Annotated in this window: 17 protein-coding genes and 1 riboswitch; of the genes, 12 read left to right on the forward strand and 5 right to left on the reverse strand. The window is 68.2% G+C overall.

Annotation, left to right across the window (positions count from 1 at the left end):
• Positions 1–2 precede the first annotated feature (2 nt).
• Positions 3–941 (forward strand): NAD-dependent epimerase/dehydratase family protein, encoded by a 939-nt coding sequence (locus tag OG817_RS20475; RefSeq protein ID WP_406056875.1) that lies wholly within the window; start codon positions 3–5, stop codon positions 939–941.
• Between the two features lie 381 nt (positions 942–1,322).
• Here the strand turns inward: OG817_RS20475 and OG817_RS20480 are convergent, their stop codons facing one another.
• Genes OG817_RS20480 through OG817_RS20490 form a run of 3 tightly spaced genes read right to left on the reverse strand, consistent with a single transcriptional unit; the run spans position 1,323 to position 4,199 of the window.
• Complete coding sequence (locus tag OG817_RS20480) at positions 1,323–1,823, reverse strand: DUF3830 family protein (protein WP_406056877.1); 501 nt, start codon at positions 1,821–1,823, stop codon at positions 1,323–1,325.
• Positions 1,820–3,202 (reverse strand): amidase, encoded by a 1,383-nt coding sequence (locus OG817_RS20485; protein ID WP_406056879.1) that lies wholly within the window; start codon positions 3,200–3,202, stop codon positions 1,820–1,822. The genes OG817_RS20480 and OG817_RS20485 overlap by 4 nt, the downstream gene beginning before the upstream one ends.
• A gap of 25 nt (positions 3,203–3,227) precedes the next feature.
• Positions 3,228–4,199, reverse strand: a complete 972-nt coding sequence (locus OG817_RS20490) for a D-2-hydroxyacid dehydrogenase (RefSeq protein WP_406056881.1) — start codon at positions 4,197–4,199, stop codon at positions 3,228–3,230.
• Positions 4,200–4,264: 65 nt separating this feature from the next.
• Between OG817_RS20490 and OG817_RS20495 the strand changes: the two genes are divergently transcribed.
• From OG817_RS20495 to OG817_RS20535, 9 genes are all read left to right on the forward strand, one after another.
• Positions 4,265–5,017: an Asp/Glu racemase gene (locus OG817_RS20495; protein ID WP_406056883.1), complete on the forward strand. Its 753-nt coding sequence runs from the start codon at positions 4,265–4,267 to the stop codon at positions 5,015–5,017.
• A 95-nt stretch (positions 5,018–5,112) separates the two neighbouring features.
• Positions 5,113–6,303 carry a M24 family metallopeptidase gene (locus OG817_RS20500; RefSeq protein ID WP_406056885.1) on the forward strand — a complete coding sequence of 397 codons (1,191 nt, stop codon included), beginning with the start codon at positions 5,113–5,115 and terminating at the stop codon, positions 6,301–6,303.
• Positions 6,304–6,324: 21 nt separating this feature from the next.
• Positions 6,325–7,530 carry a PLP-dependent aminotransferase family protein gene (locus OG817_RS20505; protein ID WP_406056887.1) on the forward strand — a complete coding sequence of 402 codons (1,206 nt, stop codon included), beginning with the start codon at positions 6,325–6,327 and terminating at the stop codon, positions 7,528–7,530.
• A gap of 159 nt (positions 7,531–7,689) precedes the next feature.
• Positions 7,690–7,799, forward strand: a riboswitch (guanidine-I (ykkC/yxkD leader).
• Between the two features lie 54 nt (positions 7,800–7,853).
• Complete coding sequence (locus tag OG817_RS20510) at positions 7,854–9,401, forward strand: amino acid permease (RefSeq protein WP_406056889.1); 1,548 nt, start codon at positions 7,854–7,856, stop codon at positions 9,399–9,401.
• The gene (locus OG817_RS20515; RefSeq protein WP_406056890.1) at positions 9,398–10,018 is read left to right on the forward strand and encodes a DUF1989 domain-containing protein; all 621 of its coding nucleotides are present in this window, start codon (positions 9,398–9,400) and stop codon (positions 10,016–10,018) included. The genes OG817_RS20510 and OG817_RS20515 overlap by 4 nt, the downstream gene beginning before the upstream one ends.
• A complete protein-coding gene (locus OG817_RS20520; RefSeq protein WP_396389398.1) occupies positions 10,015–10,611 on the forward strand; it encodes an urea amidolyase associated protein UAAP2 in 597 nt (198 codons plus the stop codon). The genes OG817_RS20515 and OG817_RS20520 overlap by 4 nt, the downstream gene beginning before the upstream one ends.
• A gap of 2 nt (positions 10,612–10,613) precedes the next feature.
• Positions 10,614–12,557, forward strand: a complete 1,944-nt coding sequence (locus tag OG817_RS20525) for a 5-oxoprolinase/urea amidolyase family protein (protein ID WP_406056892.1) — start codon at positions 10,614–10,616, stop codon at positions 12,555–12,557.
• Entirely contained in the window at positions 12,554–14,155 is a 1,602-nt protein-coding gene (gene atzF, locus OG817_RS20530; RefSeq protein ID WP_406056894.1) for an allophanate hydrolase, read from the forward strand. The genes OG817_RS20525 and atzF overlap by 4 nt, the downstream gene beginning before the upstream one ends.
• 11 nt (positions 14,156–14,166) lie before the next feature.
• Positions 14,167–15,354, forward strand: coding sequence for a M20 family metallopeptidase (locus OG817_RS20535; RefSeq protein WP_406056896.1), 1,188 nt, complete (start codon positions 14,167–14,169; stop codon positions 15,352–15,354).
• Between the two features lie 52 nt (positions 15,355–15,406).
• Here OG817_RS20535 and OG817_RS20540 read toward each other — a convergent pair whose 3' ends face one another.
• On the reverse strand, positions 15,407–16,657 hold the full coding sequence (locus OG817_RS20540; RefSeq protein WP_406056898.1) for an FAD-dependent monooxygenase: 1,251 nt from the start codon (positions 16,655–16,657) through the stop codon (positions 15,407–15,409).
• 78 nt (positions 16,658–16,735) lie between these two features.
• Between OG817_RS20540 and OG817_RS20545 the strand changes: the two genes are divergently transcribed.
• Positions 16,736–17,299: a TetR/AcrR family transcriptional regulator gene (locus OG817_RS20545; protein ID WP_406056900.1), complete on the forward strand. Its 564-nt coding sequence runs from the start codon at positions 16,736–16,738 to the stop codon at positions 17,297–17,299.
• Positions 17,300–17,363: 64 nt separating this feature from the next.
• Here OG817_RS20545 and OG817_RS20550 read toward each other — a convergent pair whose 3' ends face one another.
• Complete coding sequence (locus OG817_RS20550) at positions 17,364–17,936, reverse strand: CGNR zinc finger domain-containing protein (RefSeq protein ID WP_406056902.1); 573 nt, start codon at positions 17,934–17,936, stop codon at positions 17,364–17,366.
• Between the two features lie 103 nt (positions 17,937–18,039).
• Between OG817_RS20550 and OG817_RS20555 the strand changes: the two genes are divergently transcribed.
• Complete coding sequence (locus OG817_RS20555; protein WP_406056904.1) at positions 18,040–19,212, forward strand: epoxide hydrolase family protein; 1,173 nt, start codon at positions 18,040–18,042, stop codon at positions 19,210–19,212.
• Positions 19,213–19,361 lie beyond the last annotated feature (149 nt).

Raw genomic sequence — 19,361 nt, forward strand, 5'->3', positions numbered from 1 at the left:
CAATGAAGGTATTGGTGGCAGGCGCGACCGGCGGACTGGGCCGGTCGCTGGTCCCGCAACTGGTGGCGGCCGGTCACGAGGTGGTCGGCATGATCCGGTCGGAGTCGAAGGCGGCTTCGATCAAGGCACTCGGCGCGAACGTGGTCCTGGCTGATGGTCTGGACGCGGCCGCGGTGAAGGCCGCGGTGGACACGGTCCGCCCGGAGGTCGTCGTACATCAGATGACGGCGCTCAAGAGCGGGATCGACTTCAAGAAGTTCGACCAGAGCTTCGCGATGACGAACCGGTTGCGCATCGAGGGCACCGACAACCTGCTCTCCGCATCCCAGGCTGCCGGCGTACGACGGTTCGTCGTCCAGTCGTACGCCGGCTGGAACTTGCAACACGGCGGATCCGCGACGAAGACCGAGGCAGACCCGCTCGACGCGAACCCGGTGGCCGCCCAGCGGCAGACGATGGCCGGGATCAAGCACCTGGAGTCGGCCGTCACGAACGCCGACGGGATCGAGGGCATCGCCTTGCGGTACGGGGCGTTCTACGGTCCGACCGGTGACATCGGCAAGGGTGGATCGATGGTCGAGATGATCCGGAAGCGCCAACTGCCGCTGATCGGCGACGGCGCGGGTGTGTGGTCGTTCATCCACTACGACGACGCGGCCGACGCCACCGTGAAGGCGGTCGAGAGCAATGCGACCGGCATCTACCAGATCGCCGACGACGACCCGGCGCAGGCGGCGGTGTGGCTGCCGGAGTTCGCCCGCATCCTTGGGGTGAAGGGCCCGCGTCACGTCCCCGTCTGGCTGGGCCGCCTGGCCGCGGGCGAGGTCGGCGTGGCCGCCTTCACCACGATGCGCGGTGCCGACAACTCGCTGGCGAAGGCGACGTTCGACTGGCAGCCCGGTTACGCCTCCTGGCGCGAAGGCTTCCGCAAGGGCCTCTGACGCACGACACCCAAAGGCACCCCGGCCCCCAACGCCGGGGTGCCGTGCTGTCGAGTGCTGCGCAGCGCGCACGCCTTCACCCGGGTGCTATGCCGCCGGGCTGCCGTGCTGCGGGCGTGGTGTGCCGCCGGGGTGCTGTGCCGTGAGCGTGTTGCGCTGCGCGGATGCCTTCAACCGGGTGCTGGCGCCCTGGTGCTGGTGCCCGGGTGCTGTGCTGCGCGGATGCCGTCAGCCGGGTGCCGAGGCGCTTTGGTACGGGGGGTGATGTGGTGCCGGGGTGCCGGGGTGCTGCGCTGTCGGGTGCTGTGTTGCGCGCATGCCGTCAGCCGGGTGCTCGTGCCCGGGTGCGGTGCTGCGCGGATGCCTTTGGTTGGGGTGCTTTCAGTCGCGGGGGTTGAAGCTCAGCGTCTCGCCGCGGGCGCCGCCCATCCACAGATCCTGGCAAGCCGCGGCAAAGCCATCCAGATTGTCGACAATTGCACCGAACACATTGCCCGGCACCCAGCCCTGATCGCCGTTGATCAGCAGATTGTTCCGCCCGTAGAACACAGCCAGGTCGACAATCGCCCCCGTCGTACCCGTCCCGGTGGTGTTCTCGTACCCGTACGCCGGATTGCCCAGATCATCGGAGTCGAACGAGAACCAGCACAAGTCGCCCGGGATCGGCGTGACAGTCATGTTCTCCTTGCCCGGATCAGCCGGCGCGAACCCAGGCAGCAGCGTGTAGATCTCGTTCCGCGCGTACTTCCCGTGGAACACCGGCGCCGACAGAGGCAGCGCATCCCACACCGCCTTGCACGTCCGCGGCGCGACATCCTCGAGCAGCTGCGCAACACAGCTCACGCCGCGCTTGTCCAGGCTGACGGTGACGTACTTGCTCATCGTGCCTCCAAGGTGGGTGTGCGCTGGTGCCGATCAGTGGCGGCCTCGTAGGCCCGTCCGACCCGCAAGGTGAGCGCGTCCGCGTGCCGAGAGCAGACAATCTGCAATCCGACAGGCAAGCCGGCCTTGGTGAACCCACACGGAACGCTGAGCGCAGGCTGCTGCGTGAGGTTGAACGGATAGGTGTACGGCGTCCAGCTCGTCCAGTCCGGCGACTCCGAGCCATCCGGCACGTCCTGACCGACCGGGAACGCCGTGATCGGCAGCGTCGGCGTGAGGAGTACGTCGTACTTGCGATGGAACCGCCCCATCAGCAACCCGAGTTCCATCCGCGTCGCGGTCGCGTCGAGGAAGTCCGACGCCGAGTACGACGATCCGAGCGCTGCGACTCGACGTAGTCCGGGATCGACGCGGTCGTCGACCGTGTATGCCTCGAGCACCTTGGCCGCGCCGGACCACCAGAGCACGTTGAACGCGTCGATCGGGTCGGTGAACCCGGGATCGATCTCGGTCACCTCGGCACCGGCCGCCGCGAGGACGCCGACCGCCGTCCGGACCAACTCCTCGACCTCGGGATCATTGTCGACAAAGCCAAGATCGGACGAGAAGGCAATCCTCAAGCCGGCCACGCCGTCATCGATCCCGTCCAGGAACGAGGTGGCCGGCGTCGGCATCGAGGACCAGTCACGGGCATCGAATCCAGTGATGATGTCGAGCAGCGCCGCTGCATCCCCGACCGTCCGCGTCATCGGCCCCGCGTGCGACAGGGTCCCGAACGCACTCGGCGGATACAACGGGATCAGCCCGTACGTCGGCTTGAGTGCGACCGTGCCCGTGAATGCGGCCGGGATCCGGACCGACCCACCGCCGTCGGTACCAACCGACCACGCACCCATCCCGAGCGCGACCGCGGTCGCCGAACCGCCGCTCGATCCTCCGGACGTCTTGGACGGATCCCACGGATTGCCAGTCGCGCCGTACTTGTGGGAGTCGGTGACACCCTTCCACGAGTACTCAGGGGTCGTAGTTTTGCCGACAATCACCGCGCCGGTCTCGCGCAGCCGGGCGACGGCCGGGGCGTCCTCGTTCCACGGACCGGCCTCGTCGATCATCGTGCTGCCGCGCAACGTCGGCCAGCCCTTGGTCCACAGGGCGTCCTTGATCGATGTCGGTACCCCATCGCCGGGGCCCAGTGGCTCCCCGGAATGCCACCGGGCCTCCGACTCCTTCGCGGCCGCGAGCGCGCCTTCGGCGTCGACGAGCACGAAAGCGTTCACCTGCTCGTCGTACCGCTCGATCGCATCCAACGCTGCCCGCGTCGCCTCGACCGGCGACACCGCCCCGGACCGGTACCCCGCAACCAGCTCGCCTACCTCCACACCAGCACTCTCCTGTCGGTCTGCGTCATCGGTTGCTCGTGGGGATGTAGCCGAGCTTCTTGTCCACCACGTTGAGCAGCGGTTCGCCGGCCAGCCATCGGCGGACGTTCGTCGCGAACTGCCCGGCCAACGTGTCGCGCCAGCCGATCACGTCGCCCGACATGTGCGCGGTGATCGTCACGTTGGGTGCATCCCACAGCGGATCGTCCGGCGGGAGGGGTTCACGGTCGAACACGTCCAGGGTCGCGGCGATCTGCTCATGCTCGAGCAAGGCTCGTTCGTCGACAACCGGACCGCGAGCAACGTTGATGAGATGTGCACCCGGTCGCATCGCCGACAACACTGTGCCGTCGACCAGCCCTCGCGTCGCCGCCGTCAGCGGCGCCGCCAGGACGAGGTGGTCCGCCCAGGCCACCTCGTCCGCGAGGTTGCTGCTGGCAACAACCTCGCCGAAGTCCGGGTCGTCGGTGCGAGCGACCCTCCCAACACCGCGCACCTGTAACCCGGCGGCCCGCAGCAGGCGGGCAGTCTCTCGTCCGATCGCCCCGGTGCCGACAATCAGCGCGGTTGCACCGAGGATGCTCCGGGTCTCCCGATGCCGCCACTCATGCCCGCGCTGGAGGTCGAGACTGCGCCAACTGTCCTTGGCATGAGCGATCACCGCGCCGAGCACGTACTCCGCGATCGGCCGGTCGAACACCCCATGCGCGTTGGTGACGACCACATCGGAATCGCGAAGTTCGTCGAACAGCAGAGTGTCGACACCCGCCGCGGTCACATGGATCCACGCCAGCGTGCCGGCGTCGGCCCAGACGTCACGGACCGCGGTCGAGAAGAAATCCCAAAGCATCAACGCGCGGGCACCGCGGACCGCCTCCGGCAGACCATCCGCGGCGCAGTACCTGAAGTCGACCGCGAGGCCCTCCAGCCCGGGTGGCCGGTCGGTCGCCCGCTCACAGAGCACCGCGACGACGGGACGCTCAGAGGTGGCTGGCACGCATCGAGGCTAGAAACCCGTCCGTAGGATTGTCAACAATCCTCGGTGAGCCGCACACTGACCGCATGACCCTGCGGCCTCCCCCGCACCCGCTGCCGGCGCCGGTGCCCAAGCTGCTCCAGACCGGCATCGGCGTCGTCGCGCCGTACGACTTCGCGCTCGACCGCGAACTGTGGCGCTGGGTCCCCGACGACGTCACACTGCACTTCACCCGGACGCCGTACGCCCCGCTCGCGGCAACGGTCGAGATGGCGCTGCACGTCTCCGATCCGGAACTGATCGCTCAGACCGCGGTCAACGTCCTGCCGGTCGCACCGCTGGCCGTCGCATACGCGTGTACGTTCGGCAGCTTCGTCGGTGGTCTCGCCGGTGAAGCTGCGCTCGTCGACGCCATGGTCGCGGCCGGCGCCCCGGCCGCGGTCACGACGAGCGGAGCGTTGCTGATGGCGCTGCGGCACCTCGGGATCAGCCGGGTCGCGACGGTCACGCCGTACACGAACGACTTGACCGAAGGGCTGACCGCGTTCCTCGCCGAAGCCGATATCGAGGTGGTCGGGACTGCCGGCCTGGGCTTGATCGCCCAGATCTGGGCGGTGCCGTACGAGACCACTGTCGAACTCGTCCGCAGCGTCGACAACCCGGCCGCCGAGGCGGTCTTCATCAGCTGCACGAACCTCCCGACCTACGACATCATCGCCGGCCTCGAAGCCACTCTCGGCAAACCGGTCCTCACCGCCAACCAGGTCACCATGTGGTCCGCCCTCGACCTGGCCGGCCACCAAGCCCAAGGCCCCGGCCAACGCCTCCTCCTCGCCTGACCACCCACGCTCACTGGCCGCGCGCTGTGGCCGGCCTTCTTTCCGCGACTGATCTGACGCTAGGATTGTCGACAATCTGCAACCAGGGTGAGGTGATGAGCGTGCCGGACCTGCTGGAGCTGGCGGTCGAGCCGGACGAGTACGCCGGCCGGCTCCGCCGGGTTCGCGCCGCCCTGGCCGACCGTGGTTTCGGCGCACTGGTGGTGAGCGATCCGGCGAACCTCTTCTACCTGACCGGGTACGACGCCTGGTCGTTCTACACCCCGCAATGCCTGGTCGTCCCGGCTGACGGGGAACCACATCTGTTCGCCCGCGCGATGGACGCGGCCGGGGCGTCGTACACCTGCAATCTGCGCGACGACCAGATCCACGGCTACCCCGAGGACCTCGTTCACCGGCCCGACGTGCATCCGTTCGACTGGATCGCCGGAATGGCCCGCGACCTGATCCCGGCCGGCGCGGACGTCGGAGTCGAGGCCGACGCGCACTTCTTCTCGGCCCGCGGCTACATTGCCCTCGGCAACGGCCTGCCCGGCCACCGACTGGTCGACTCGGCCGAACTCGTGAACTGGATCCGCCTGCTCAAGTCACCGCACGAACTCCGCCAACTCAGAATCGCCGGCTCGATCGCCGAGAACGCGATGCGCATCGCCCTCGACCAACTCCGGCCGGGCAACCGGCAATGCGATCTGGTCGCCGAGATCCTCGCCGCGCAGGCGACCGGCACCCCCGAGCACGGCGGCGACTACCCCGCTATCGTGCCGATGCTTCCGACCGGAAACGCCGCCGGTACGCCGCATCTGACCTGGACCGACCGCCCGTTCGTGTCCGGCGAGGCGACCACGATCGAACTCGCTGGGGTGTTCGGGCGCTACCACGCTCCCCTGGCCCGCACCGTGATGCTCGGCGATCCACCACAGCGACTGCGCGAGACCGCCAAGATCGTCGCCGAAGGTATGCGCGCCACGTTGTCGACAATCCGCGCAGGCGTGACCGGAAGCGTCGTCCACGCGGCGTTCAACGACGTGATCGCTGCGCACGGGCTGGTGAAGGACTCGCGGATCGGGTACTCGATCGGCATCGGGTACCCGCCCGACTGGGGTGAGCGCACCGTCAGCCTGCGTCCCGGCGAGACCACGGTGCTGACTGCCGGCATGGCCTTCCACGTGATCCTCGGGATGTGGATGGACGGCTGGGGCTACGAACTGTCCGAACCCGTCGTGGTCACCGGAGACGGCGTCGAACGCCTGACCGGTCTCCCCCACGAACTCACGATCAGGAGGTAGCCCGTGCAGGGAAGTGATCGCGTGCCAGGAGCCGGAACCACGCAACGTCTCCCGTACGCCGGACGTGTCGCCGGGCTGGTCGGGTCGGTGATCGACTCGAGTACATCGCTGTTGCACAAGCAGACCCACGACATCGTGAGGTTCGCGATGGGGTCACCGGCCGCGGAAGCCGTACCGTCGACAATCCTCGCCGCCATCGCCGCCGAACAACTCAGCCGCCCCGACGCGTACGACTACGCGGCCACCGAGGGCGACCCGCCGCTGCACAACGCCCTGCTCGAGACACTCCGCGGGACCAGCGACGAAACCACGGCCGACCGGCTCACCATCACGGCCGGCGGGATGCAGGGCCTCGACCTGTTCTGCAAGATCTTCGTCGACCCCGGCGACCTGGTCGTCGTCGAATCGCCGACGTACACGAACGGCAGCGCCACCGCCCTGTCGTACGGCGCCGAACTGCTGGAGGTCCCGGTCGACGACAACGGCATGATTGTCGACGATCTACCACGCCTGCTAGGCGATCGTCGACCCAAGGCGATCTATACGATCCCGACGTTCCAGAACCCGTCCGGCGCGACCCTCTCCCTGCAACGACGCCACCGGCTGCTCGAGTTGGCCAGGAGCTGGGGATCGATGGTGATCGACGACGATCCGTACGGGCTTCTGCGCTTCGCCGGCGACCCACTGCCGACGCTGCGCGAGCTCGGTGCCGGTGATCCGCTCGTGTTCGCCGTACGGACGTTCTCGAAGATCATCGCGCCCGGACTCCGGGTCGGCTGGGTCGACACCGACCCCGAGCTGCAGCCGCTGCTGATCAACGCGAAGCAGGCAATGGACACCTGCACGAATCTCCCGGCCCAGCGACTTCTCGCCGGCTTCCTGACCGGCGGGCATCTCGAGGAGCACCTGGTCACCCAGCGCCTCGAGTACAAGCGACGCAAGGACGCGATGCATTCGACCCTGCAGGAGTACTTCGGCGACATCGCCCGCTGGACCGATCCCGAGGGCGGCTTCTTCCTCTGGGTCACCCTGGAGAACGGCGTCAACACCGCCGACCTGTTCGAGATCGCGCTCGCCGAAGGTGTCGCCTTCATCCCCGGCCCGGCGTTCTCCCCCACCGGCAGGTTCACCGACGCCCTCCGGCTGTGTTTCGCCTCCACCCCACCGGACCGCATCTACGAAGGCGTCGCCCGCCTCCGCCGCGCCGCCGACAAATTGTTGCCCTAGGCAACCCTCAGCGGTCCACCGCGCCGCAGCGCCAGAAGGACGGCCTCTCTGCTCTCTCACCGGCTCCGGCCCTGGTGAGAGGATTCCTTTACGCCGCCGTTACACACGAGGACGCCCGCTGAAACCGCAGCGCCCTGAACTGGAACAGACCCGCCTGAGGCGGGGCGCCCCTAGGGTTCCGCTGCCGATGACCGGCAGGCCTGGTCCGAGAGGGGAGGCGGTGCTGTCGCGACGGCATCGCTCCACGGCGGGACAAAAGCCCGGGAGGCCTTGAAGGCCCCGGGCTGCCGTGCGCATTCCGGGCCGATCCGACGGAGACCGGAATGTCAGCCACTTCTGAAACCGATCTGGGCCGCTTCGGCTACACCCAACAGCTCTCACGCCGGGTCGGCAGCTATGCGTCATTCGCTGCCGGCTTCTCGTTCGTGTCCATCCTCACCACCGTCTTCCAGCTCTTCGGCCTGGGCTTCGGCTTCGGTGGGACGGCGTTCTTCTGGACCTGGCCCGCGGTGCTGGCCGGTCAGCTCATGGTGGCGTTGTGCTTCGCCGAGCTCGCCGCCCGCTATCCGTTGTCCGGAGCGATCTACCAGTGGTCCCGACGACTCGGCGGCGCGGTCGTCGGCTGGTTCGCCGGCTGGGCGATGGTGATCGCGCAGATCATCACGCTGGCCACCGCGGCCATCGCGCTCCAGGTCGTCCTGCCCGCGGTCTGGTCCGGCTTCCAGCTGGTCGGGACCGATTCCGCGCTGTCCTCGAAGGACGGCGCGACGAACGCCGTCGTCCTCGGCTGCCTGCTCCTCGCCGCGACCACGCTGCTCAACGCGACCAGCGTCCGGATCACGGCGATCGTCAACTCGGTCGGGGTGACCTGTGAGCTCGTCGGCGTCGTACTGATCGTTGTTTTGTTGACAAGCCAAGCCGAGCGCGGTCCGTCGGTCGTCCTGCACACGACGAACCTCGACAGCACCACCGGGTACGTCGTGCCGCTGCTGATCTCGACGTTGATGGCGGCGTACGTGCTGGTCGGCTTCGACAGCGCGGGCGAACTGTCGGAGGAGACGCACAAGCCGCGCGCGACCACACCGCGGACGATCATCCGCGCCGTCGTCGCCTCCGGGATCGGCGGCGCGTTCCTGATCATCGCCGCGCTGATGGCCGCGCCGTCGCTGACCGACGGCGATCTCGCCACCCAAGGCCTCCCCTACGTCCTGACCAGCAGCCTCGGTACGACGCCGGGCAAGCTGCTGCTCCTTGATGTCGCGCTCGCGGTGTGCGTGTGCACGCTGGCGATCCAGACCGCGGCTGCCCGGATGATCTTCTCGATGGCGCGCGACAACGTCCTGCCTGCGTCGGCTCGGTTGCGTCGGGTGTCGCGTCGTACCGGCACTCCAGTCGCGGCGACGATCGTGCCCGGGGTGCTGGCCGCCGTGTGCCTGCTGGTGAACGTGGGCAACACGGGACTGTTCCTCGGCCTCGCGAGCGTCTGCATCATGCTGCTGTACGTCGCCTACCTGATGGTGACCACGCCACTGCTGGTACGGCGGTTGACGACCGGTGGACTGTCCGCCGGCGTGGACGAGAACGGCCGCCCGTTGTTCTCGCTCGGGCGGTTCGGTCTGATTGTCAACATTCTTGCTGTCGGCTACGGACTCGCGATGGCGATCAACCTCGGCTGGCCGCGCGCCGAGGTCTACGACCCTGCGGGCGAGGGGTGGTACCTGCACTATCTGCCGCTGCTCACGCTCGGGATCGTGGCCGTCGGTGGACTGATCGCGTACCGGGGTCAACGGCGGGCGTACCACGCGTCGATCGGCACCAGTGTCGAAGGCACCAGTGTCGACGGCACTGTCGTGGAAGGCGCTGTCGCATGAAACACGAGATTCCCGCCGCCGCGGCATGGTCCGCACCCGTCCGAGCCGGACGCACCATCACCCTGACTGCACTGGCCGACGGTGCGAACGCCTCGACGCTGATCATCGGCGCCGATCGACTGGACCGTCTGAACATCCCGGACACACTGAAGTCGCAGATGTCCGCGCGGATCAGGGCGGGCATGGTCCTCATGTCGGACCGCGGTCTCGCCCTGGCCACCGTCGTCGCCTCCGGATCCGACTGGCACGACTGCCTGATCGGAGCCCCGCCCGACCGGTTGCTGCAGCTCGAGCTGACCAAGCACGGTTTCGGCGCGGCGGACCTGCACGGCTGCGTCCACTTCTTCTCGAAGGTCCGCGTCACCGACGACGCCCGGGCCTCGCTGACCTTCGATCCCGACCACGCGCGGGCCGGCGACAGCGTCACGCTGCGGGCCGAACAGGACCTGCTCGCGTTCGTCTCGACCGCCGCACATCCGTTGTCCAGCACGGAACCCGCGCCGGTCGCCGTACACATCGAGACCGCCGTACGGACCGAGATCGCCGAGCCGTGTGATCCGGAACTCCGAGCGGAAGCGGTGCGCGCACTCGAGTTGACCCGGGAGCTGGTCGCATGAGCCTGGACACCGTGGTGGAACCCGGCGATGGTGCACTGCTGACCGTACCGGCGAACGGCCGGTTGCGGATTGTCGACCTGCACGGCAACCAGGCCGTGGACACCTTGTTCTACGACGCCCACGACATCGACAACCGGTACTCCGCCTTCGACACGATCCGCGCGCAACGAGCCGTCTACCTCACCACTGGATCACATCTGCTCTCGACCCGGGCCGATGAGCTCGCCGTGATCACCGACGACACCTGCGGCCGGCACGACACCGTCGGCGGCGCGTGCTCCCAGGAGAGCAACGTCATCCGGTACGGCGAGCACACCCGTCACCAGCACGCGTGCCGCCAGACCTTCCTCACCTACGGCGCGCAGGCCGGCATCGGCCAACGGCAGCTCACCCACAACGTCAACTTCTTCATGAATGTCCCGGTCACCTCCGCAGGCGACCTGAGGTTCGACGACGGCCTGTCGGCGCCCGGCCGGTACGTCGAACTGACCGCGAGCCGCGACCTCCTGGTCCTGATCAGCAACTGTCCGCAGGTCAACAATCCGTGCAACGGCTGGAACCCGACACCGGTCCAGCTGCTGGGCTGGTGGTGACGATGGCGGTCATCACTGTGGTCGCCCCAGGAATCCAGACGACCGTTCAGGACCTGGCCGGGCGGCCGGGGCTGTGGGATGTCGGCGTACCCCCGTCAGGAGCGGCCGACGAACTCAGCTTCGCCCTGGTGAACGCCGCGGTCGGCAACCCGAGCAGCGCGGCCGGACTCGAGTGTGTGCTCACCGGACCTGTCCTGACCTGCGACGAGGATCGGCTCATCTGTGTCGGCGGTGCTGTCCACAATGCGACGATCGACGGCTGGCGCGTTCGCCCCGGTCTGGTCGTACAGCTGCCGGCCGGATCCGTGCTCGATCTCGGGCCACTCGACGGACCGGGCACGCGCGGGTATCTGGCGATCGAGGGCGGCCTGGACGTACCGCTCGTACTCGGCAGCCGCGCGACCTTCGTGCTGGGCGGGTTCGGCGGGCACGAGGGCAGGCCTCTCGCGGCCGGTGACCAACTCCCCGTCGGGCGCCGGGAGAACCTGCTCAGCCCGCAGTCAGTCGAGCCGCCGGCGATGTCGGCCAGCTGGCAGGTCGGGGTCATCCCCGGACCGCACGGCGCGCCGGATCATCTGACCGCCGACGGTGTCGATGCGTTCTTTGCCAGCAATTGGATTGTCGACCATCGGTCCGACCGAACTGGGATCAGACTGACCGGCCCGATGCCGGTCTGGGCCCGAACCGACGGAGGCGAGGCCGGCCTGCACCCGTCCAACGTGCACGACTCCGCCTACCCCGTCGGCGGCATCATGCTGTCCGGCGACACCCCGGTCATCGTCGGCAAGGACGGACCGTCGCTCGGCGGTTTCGTCGTACCGGCCGTGGTGATCGAGGCGGATCGGTGGATGCTCGGGCAGCTACGTGCCGGGGACACCGTTCGGTTGATCCCGGTGACTGTGGAGACGGCAGCCGAGGCGATTGAGGAGCGACGGGCTTGGCTGTCGGACCTCCGGCAGGAACCGGCGCCACCCGTCGCGGTCGCCGCCGGTCCGGCGCTGCCCGACGTACTCCACCGGTCCGACGGCACACCGCCGTACACGATCCGCTGTGCGGGCGAACGCCATCTGCTGGTCGAGGCCGGGCCGACCGAACTCGACCTCACCGTCCGGGTCTGGATCCACCTCCTGGCTCAAGCCTTGCGAGCCCACCGGCCGGACGGCGTGACGGAGCTGGTCGAAGGTGTGCGATCACTCCTGATCGCGGTGGACTCCGCCCGGCTCGGGTTGGTCGAACTGGCCGAGCAGCTCGCGTTCCTGGCGACCGGCCTGGCGGACCCGGAGACGGTGGTGCTGCCGGCCCGCGAGGTGACGCTGCCGATCGCCTTCGACCACCCGGAGGCCCACGAAGCGATGCGCCGGTATGCGACGTCGGTCCGGCCCGACGCGCCCTGGTGCCCGGACAACGTGGAGTTCATCCGTCGTGTCAACGATCTGCAGCACCGCGACGAGGTGTTCGAGATCGTCCGGGCCGCGACGTACCTGGTCGTCGGCCTGGGCGACGTCTACCTCGGTGCGCCGGTCGCCGTACCGATCGATCCCCGGCACCGACTCGTCACCACGAAGTACAACCCGGCCCGGACCTGGACGCCGCAGAATGCGGTCGGGATCGGGGGGATCTATCTGTGTGTGTACGGGATGGAGGGCCCGGGTGGGTACCAGTTGGTCGGACGGACCGTCCCGGTCTGGCGGCTCGCGCCCGGCGACGAGCAACCATGGTTGCTGAGACAGTTCGACCTGATCAGATTCACGCCGGTGAGCGCTGAGGAACTCGCCCACGAGCGGGCCGAGATCAAAGCCGGACGGGCGGACCTGCGGGTCGGCCCGGCCACGTTCTCGATCGCCGACGTACGCCGGATCGAGCAGGAGGCACCCGTGGACATCGCGACCGTACGAGCCAAACGACGCGCCGCTTTCGAGGCCGAGCGGGCTCGGTGGGGAGCATGAACGAGTGGATCAGCCGGGTCGACCCCATCCAGCCGGCCCCCGGTCCCTTGCATGGGCTGACGATGGCTCTCAAAGACAACATCGATCTGGAGGGTGTGCCGACCACCGCCGGCGACCCACGCAACTCACGCCCGGCAGCGCGCAACGCCTTCGTGGTCGATCGGTTGCTCGAGGCCGGCGCCGTCCCGCTCGGGAAGACGAATCTGGACCAGTACGCGACCGGACTGGTCGGCAGCCGATCGCCGTACGGCGCTTGTCACTCAGTCTTCTCCCCTGAGCATGTCTCGGGCGGCTCGAGCTCGGGCAGCGCGGTCGCGGTCGCGTCCGGACAGGTCGATTTCGCGCTCGGGACCGACACGGCCGGCAGCGGCCGGGTTCCGGCTGCCTTCAATCGGATTGTCGGCATCAAACCGTCGCGCGGTCTCGTCTCGGCCCGAGGCGTCGTACCGGCCTGCCGGTCGCTCGACTGCGTGACTGTGATGGCCCGTTCGGTCGAGACGGCCCGCCAGGCCTTCGACGTGATGGTCGCCTTCGACCCGGACGATGCGTGGTCGCGGCGGTGGTCGGCACTTCCGCATCGCCGGCCAGGCCGTCGCGCAGGAAGCGCGCCCGTCATCGGCGTACCCGATGCCGCGCTGGAGCTCGATCCGCTGCACGAGCAGGCGTGGCAGCAGACGCTCGATCAGGCGCATCGTCTCGGCGACGTGGTCAAGGTGGACGTGCAGCCGCTGCTCGCCGCGGCCGACCTGCTGTACTCCGGGCCATGGCTGGCAGAGCGCTGGCTGGCATTCGGGGACAAGCTCGACGATTCACCCGCGGTGGACCCGACCGTGCGGACGATTGTCCGTGGTGGCGCAGCTCTGACGGCCGCCGAGGCGTTCGCGGGCCTTGATCGACTGGCCACGCTGGCCCGGGCGAGCGAACACCTGTGGACCGAGCTCGACGCACTCCTGCTGCCGGTGACACCCGGGCATCCCACTCTGGCTGAAGTGGCCGCGGATCCGATCGGCGTGAACAGCCGGCTCGGGCGCTTCACGAACATGGTCAACCTGCTCGATCTCTGCGCCGCCGCGTTCCCGGGACCAGATCGGGCGGATGGTCTGCCCTTCGGGATTCAGCTCCTGGCCCCGGCCGGTCACGACCACGAGGTGATCGACCTGGCGGCCGTCTGGTGTGATGAGCCGGTGCCGGAGCGCGTGGACCCGGAGGCCGAGGTACTGCTCGCGGTCGCTGGCGCTCACCTGTCCGGCCAGCCACTGAACGATCAGCTGGTACGGCGTGGTGCCCGACTCGCGTTCGCCGCACGGACCGCTTCGTCGTACCGGATGTATCTGGTCGACGGACCGCGCCCGGGACTGACGCCGACCGTCTCGGGAGCGGACGGCCCGGGGATCGAGGTGGAGGTGTGGAGTCTGCCGGCGGCGGAACTCGGTGGGTTCGTGTCGACAATCGAACCGCCGCTCGCGATCGGGCCCGTGGAACTGTCGGACGGGCGGCGGGTACTCGGGTTTGTCTGCACCGCCGATGCTGCGCACCCGGGGCGCGACATCACGTCGTACGGCGGCTGGCGTGCGTACCTGGACGGGAGGTCCGACTAGGGTTGGTCGGCATGAGCGTGACGCCCGCTGAGCAGGCAGTGCTGGATCGGATCGACGAAGACCTGCTGGTGCGGGTCACCGCGGACCTGGTGCGCGCGACCGGCCAGAACCCGCCGGGTGAGGAGGCCGCGACCGTCGCCGTACTCGCCGCGGCCGGACGGGAGCTCGGGCTCGATGTGGTGACCTCGCCCGTCGAGCCAGGGCGGGACAACGTCGGCATCACGCTTGCCGGGGGCAACGATCCCGGTGTGTTGCTGCTCGGGCACACGGATGTCGTACCGATCGGCGACGGCTGGACGACGGATCCGTTCGGCGGTGAGGTACGGGATGGCCGGATCTACGGGCGTGGCGCGTCCGACATGAAGGGCGGTCTGGCTGCGGCGCTCGTCGCCCTGGCCGCCTTGCGCGGCACCGACCTGAGCGGTCCGGTCGAGCTCGCGGCCGTGGTCGACGAGGAGGAGACCGGTAAGGGGATACGCGCGTACGTCGCCTCCGCGAGCGGACGGCCCCGATCCTTCGTCGGCTGCATCACTGCAGAACCGACCGATCTGCAGACGATCATCGCGGCCCGCGGCGACTCGTACCTGCGGGTCGCGATCCACGGCCGAGCCTGCCATGCCGGCAACCCGGACGACGGCGCGAACGCGATCTACGGCGCGGCCGCGGTCGTAGCCGAGATCGAACGCCTGCACGCCGAACTCGCCGCCGCGCCTCATCCGCTACTCGGCCCCGCAACCTGGAGTGTCGGCCAGATCAACGGCGGCACCGGCGGTTCCATCGTCCCGGCCGAGTGCGTGATCGTCGCCGACCGCCGCCTGCTCCCGGGCGAATCGCCGGCCACTGTCCTCGACGACCTGCGTACCCGGGTCGCGGCATTGGATCTGAAGTCCCGCGGTCTCACCGTCGATCTCGACATGCCGATGGAGATGCCCGCCTTCGAGACCGCGGCCGACGACGCGCTGGTCGTCGCGACCGAGGCCGCCCGACTCGACGCCGGCGGCGCCGCGCTCCCCCTCGCCGGCTGGACGGCGGCTTGCGATGGTGGGTACGTCGCTCGTGACCTCGGCGTACCCGTTGTCGTGCTCGGACCAGGCTCGGTCACCACCGAGGCTCACCGCGCCGACGAGTCGGTGCCCATCGCCGAACTCGTCGCCGCGGCCCGCACCTACGCCCTCACCGCCCTCCGCCTCCTCAGCTAGCGATTGTCAACAATCCGACGACTCAGTCGCCGGGTGGGGCGGCGTGCATTCATCACTCCACCCAGCTACCTCCGGGGTTGACCCGGCTTCCTGATGCGGTTGAGGTCGGCGGGTAATTGTCAACGGTCATGGAGTTGTACACGCGTGCGCTCTTGGTAGTGAGGCGGAGGAGCGCGCGACTGGGCCCCGCAGGCAGGGCAGAGATCAATCGGGAGCCCTGGGCCAGTCCCGAAACGCCGAGACGCGACGTGGGGATCAGAGTCTTCGCCGCGCTCAGCCCAACCGCGCGACTGCCGCGCACATGCTCCGCCATGGCGCGTTCATAGGCAGGGAAGGCGCGCCCGTGGTCGCCACCGGCCCGCGCCAACTCACCGGCGAGGACGTACGCGCCGACGACGGCCAAGGTGGTGCTGCCGCCGACGGCCGGGCCGGGGCAGTACCCCGCGTCGCCGACGAGCGTCACCCTCCCCCGCGACCAGGTGTCCATGCGGAGCTGGGTGATCGAGTCGAAGTAGAACGCCGGCGTACGGTCGAGCTCGTCCAGCCACCGGTCCACCTCGGGGTGCATGCCCTCGAACGCACCACGCAGCAGGTTCTTCTGGCGGCGTACGTCGTGATGGTGGTAGTCGAGCTCGCCCTCGCTGCGGAACAGGAATAACGCCCGCGCGTCGCCGAGGTGCGGCGCGCCGTACATGCCGACCGTGCGGCCGACGCCGACGTGGATGAGGAGTTCGCGGTCGAGGCCGGCGGTGTTGGGCAGGTTCAGGACCCCGAGGTAGGCGCCGATGTACGAGCTGAACTGGGACTCGTCGCCGAAGACGAGGCGGCGCACGTTGGAGTGCAGGCCGTCCGCTCCGACGACGAGGTCGAAGCGGCGTGGCTCGGCGTTCTCGAACCGCACCTCGCCGTCGGGCGAGATCTCGGTGATCGAGTCGCCGAAGAGATACTCGACGTCGTCGCAGGCCGCGTCGTAGTAGATCTCGCTGAGGTCGTCGCGCATCACCTCGACGTGCCGCTCGGAGGCGGCGCTGAAGATCTTCGCGAGGTTTACCCGGACGGGACGCCGTACGCCCTCTCGGTAGAGGGTCATCTGGTTCGTGCCGGTGGCCCGCTCCTCGACGCGCGGGAGCACGCCCATCTTCTCCGAAATGTCCATTGCGGGCCGGAACAGGTCGACCGCGTGGCCGCCGGTCTTGCGCAGAGCCGGCGAGCGTTCGACGACGGTGACGGAGAAGCCGTGTCTGGTGAGCCAGTACGCCAGCACCGGACCGGCGACGCTGGCGCCGGAGATGAGAATCCGCATGAGCATGCCTCCCTTACTTAACGGTCGGTAAGCTTAGCATGGTTACTTACCTATCGTTAAGTCAGATAAGCTGACGGCATGCCTCGCCCCTCGGACACCAAGCAGCGGATCCAGGAGGTCGCCCGCGAGCTCTTCGCCCAGAAGGGCGTGCAGCGGACCAGCCTGCAGGAGATCGCCGACCGGCTGGCCATCACGAAGCCGGCGCTGTACTACCACTTCTCCTCCCGCGAGGAACTGGTCCGCAGCATCGTGCAGCCGATCATCGACGAGGAAGAGGCCTTCCTGGTGGCTCAGGAGGCGCTGGGCGAGGTCGAGCCGCGCGCCCTGCTGGAGGGGTACTTCGACTTCCACTACCGCAATCGCCGAGAGATCGTGCTGATGCTCAGCGAGCTGACCACCCTCGCCGACCTGGGCCTGATCGATCTCGTGCTGGAGTGGCGCGGACGACTCGGGAAGCTGCTGCACGGCCCCGACCCCACGCTGGAGCAGGCCGCCCGGGCCGTCATCGCCTTCGGCGGCATCCAAGACTGCACGATCCAATTCGCCGACGTCCCACAGGACGAGCTCCGCCGCGTGGCCGTAGACGGCGCGCTCGCAGCCCTCGACATCAAGCCGCGACGCAAAGCCGCCCATCGCATTTGAGGGTGTAGGTGGGCCTGAATCCACCGGTTTCAAGCAAGCTCCGCGCGATGTACCGAGGTGACGATCACTCCGCTGAGCTGGGGTTGCGCCGCTTGGCGTTGAAGCGCGCCTTCTTCTCACGATTACCGCACGTGCCCATGTCACACCATCTGCGGGTGCGACTTTGGCTGGTGTCGAAGAAGGCGGCTTGGCAGGTCGGCGATGCGCACAAGGCCAGTTTTCCGTCTCGTTCGCCTGCGATGATGCTGATTGCGTCGGCGGCGATCACGCTGAGGGCATCTTCCACGCAGGAAGCCGAACTGAGCCGCCATCGCCGCTTTCCCTCGGGCGTCAGGACAGCCGCGGCCCGACCCTGAGCGCTGCAGTCATTGATGACCTGAACGGCAGCTGCAGGGAGAGCGTCCTGGATCGCGGCCGCTGTCGCGGCGGCGTGAATCGACTCCCTCAGTTCCCGAGCGAGGTCGAGCTGGGCACTGGTGCAGGAGTCCACGGCGAGGCCGCTCACTGCCAGCCAGTCGACGAGTCGCTGCGGCGTGGGAATGCGCTCCACAGCGTCGCCGTGACGCTCCGACAGAGTCCCCGTGAAGCTGGTCGCCAGCACGGTGCCGAGGCGAAAGTCAGGGAACTCGGCACGCATGGAACCACCTTAGCAGGTTGCGCTCAGGCAGAAACGCATGTTAGAACCGTCTTAGCCGGTTCGCGATAGATTGCAGCCGGTTCCGCGATGGCTAGGAGGTCTCATGCCCCGTCCAACCAGCGACGTGCAAGCATTCGAAGCCCACGCAACCGACGCTGATCTCGACGATCTGCGCGCGCGATTGGCGGCTGCGCGGCTACCGGAGGCCGAGACGGTCTATCGCGCCGCGCCCGACCCTCGCCGATGGGATCAGGGCGTTCCTCTCGCCGACCTCGTCGATCTCGTGAACTACTGGCGCACCGGGTACAACTGGCGCTCGTTCGAAGAGCGCCTCGACCGGATCGGCCAGTTCCGCACGACCATTGATGATCTGGGAATCCATTTCCTGCACCGCCGATCCGCGCGCGCAGATGCCACTCCTCTGATCTTGACGCACGGGTGGCCAGGCAGCATTGCCGAATTCGTCGATGTCGTAGACGAGCTGGCAGATCCGAAAGATGCAGACACGCCGGCGTTCCACGTCGTGGTTCCATCGCTCCCAGGCTTTGGTTACAGCGACAAGCCGGCCATCACCGGGTGGGGAACCGAAAAGATCGCTACCGCCTGGGTGGAACTGATGGGAAGGCTCGGCTACAGCAAGTTCGCAGCCCACGGCGGCGACTGGGGAGGCAACATCACCACGGTCCTCGCCGGCAGGTTCCCGGAGCACGTTCTCGGCATCCACACAACGTTCGCGGAGGGACCGCCCGGGTTGACAACGGACGGACTGACGGCGGTCGAGCGCAAGTGGACCGAGGAAACCCGCGACTTCTGGCGCCACCGCGCGGCGTACGCGAAGCAGCAGGCGACCCGGCCGCAGACCATCGGCTACTCGCTCGTCGACTCACCGGTCGGGCTTCTTGCCTGGATCCTTGACAAGTTCGCCGAATGGTCAGACACCGAAGACAGCCCGTTCGAGAGGATTTCCAGAGACAGGGTTCTCGACGACGTCACCCTGTATTGGCTGACGCGGACCGGCGCATCGTCGGCTCGCATTTACTACGAAAGCCACAACTCACTGGACCCCGAACTTCGGGTCGACGTCCCGACAGCAGTCAGTATGTATCCCCGCGACATCGAGAAGTATCCGCGCGCCTGGGCGCAGGAGCGGTACCGACAGATCGTCCGATGGAGGTCGCCCGAAAGCGGGGGACATTTCCCGTCGCTGGAGGTTCCCGAGTATTTCGTCAAAGATCTGCAAGAGGGCCTCGCGGCAGTGCTGGCCGCCAATCGGTGAACGCGGCTGGGTGCCGGCACGCGATCACCGCCAGATCCGGCTCACGGCGTTGCCCGACCACGTCCAGACCGAGTTCATCGAGACGGCAGAACGTGGTCAGGCCGGCCGCGGGCGATCTGAGTGCACGGCGCAAGCCGCGCGCGAAACGC

Origin of the sequence: Kribbella sp. NBC_00889, assembly GCF_045207705.1 — a bacterium.
GTDB lineage: Bacteria > Actinomycetota > Actinomycetes > Propionibacteriales > Kribbellaceae > Kribbella.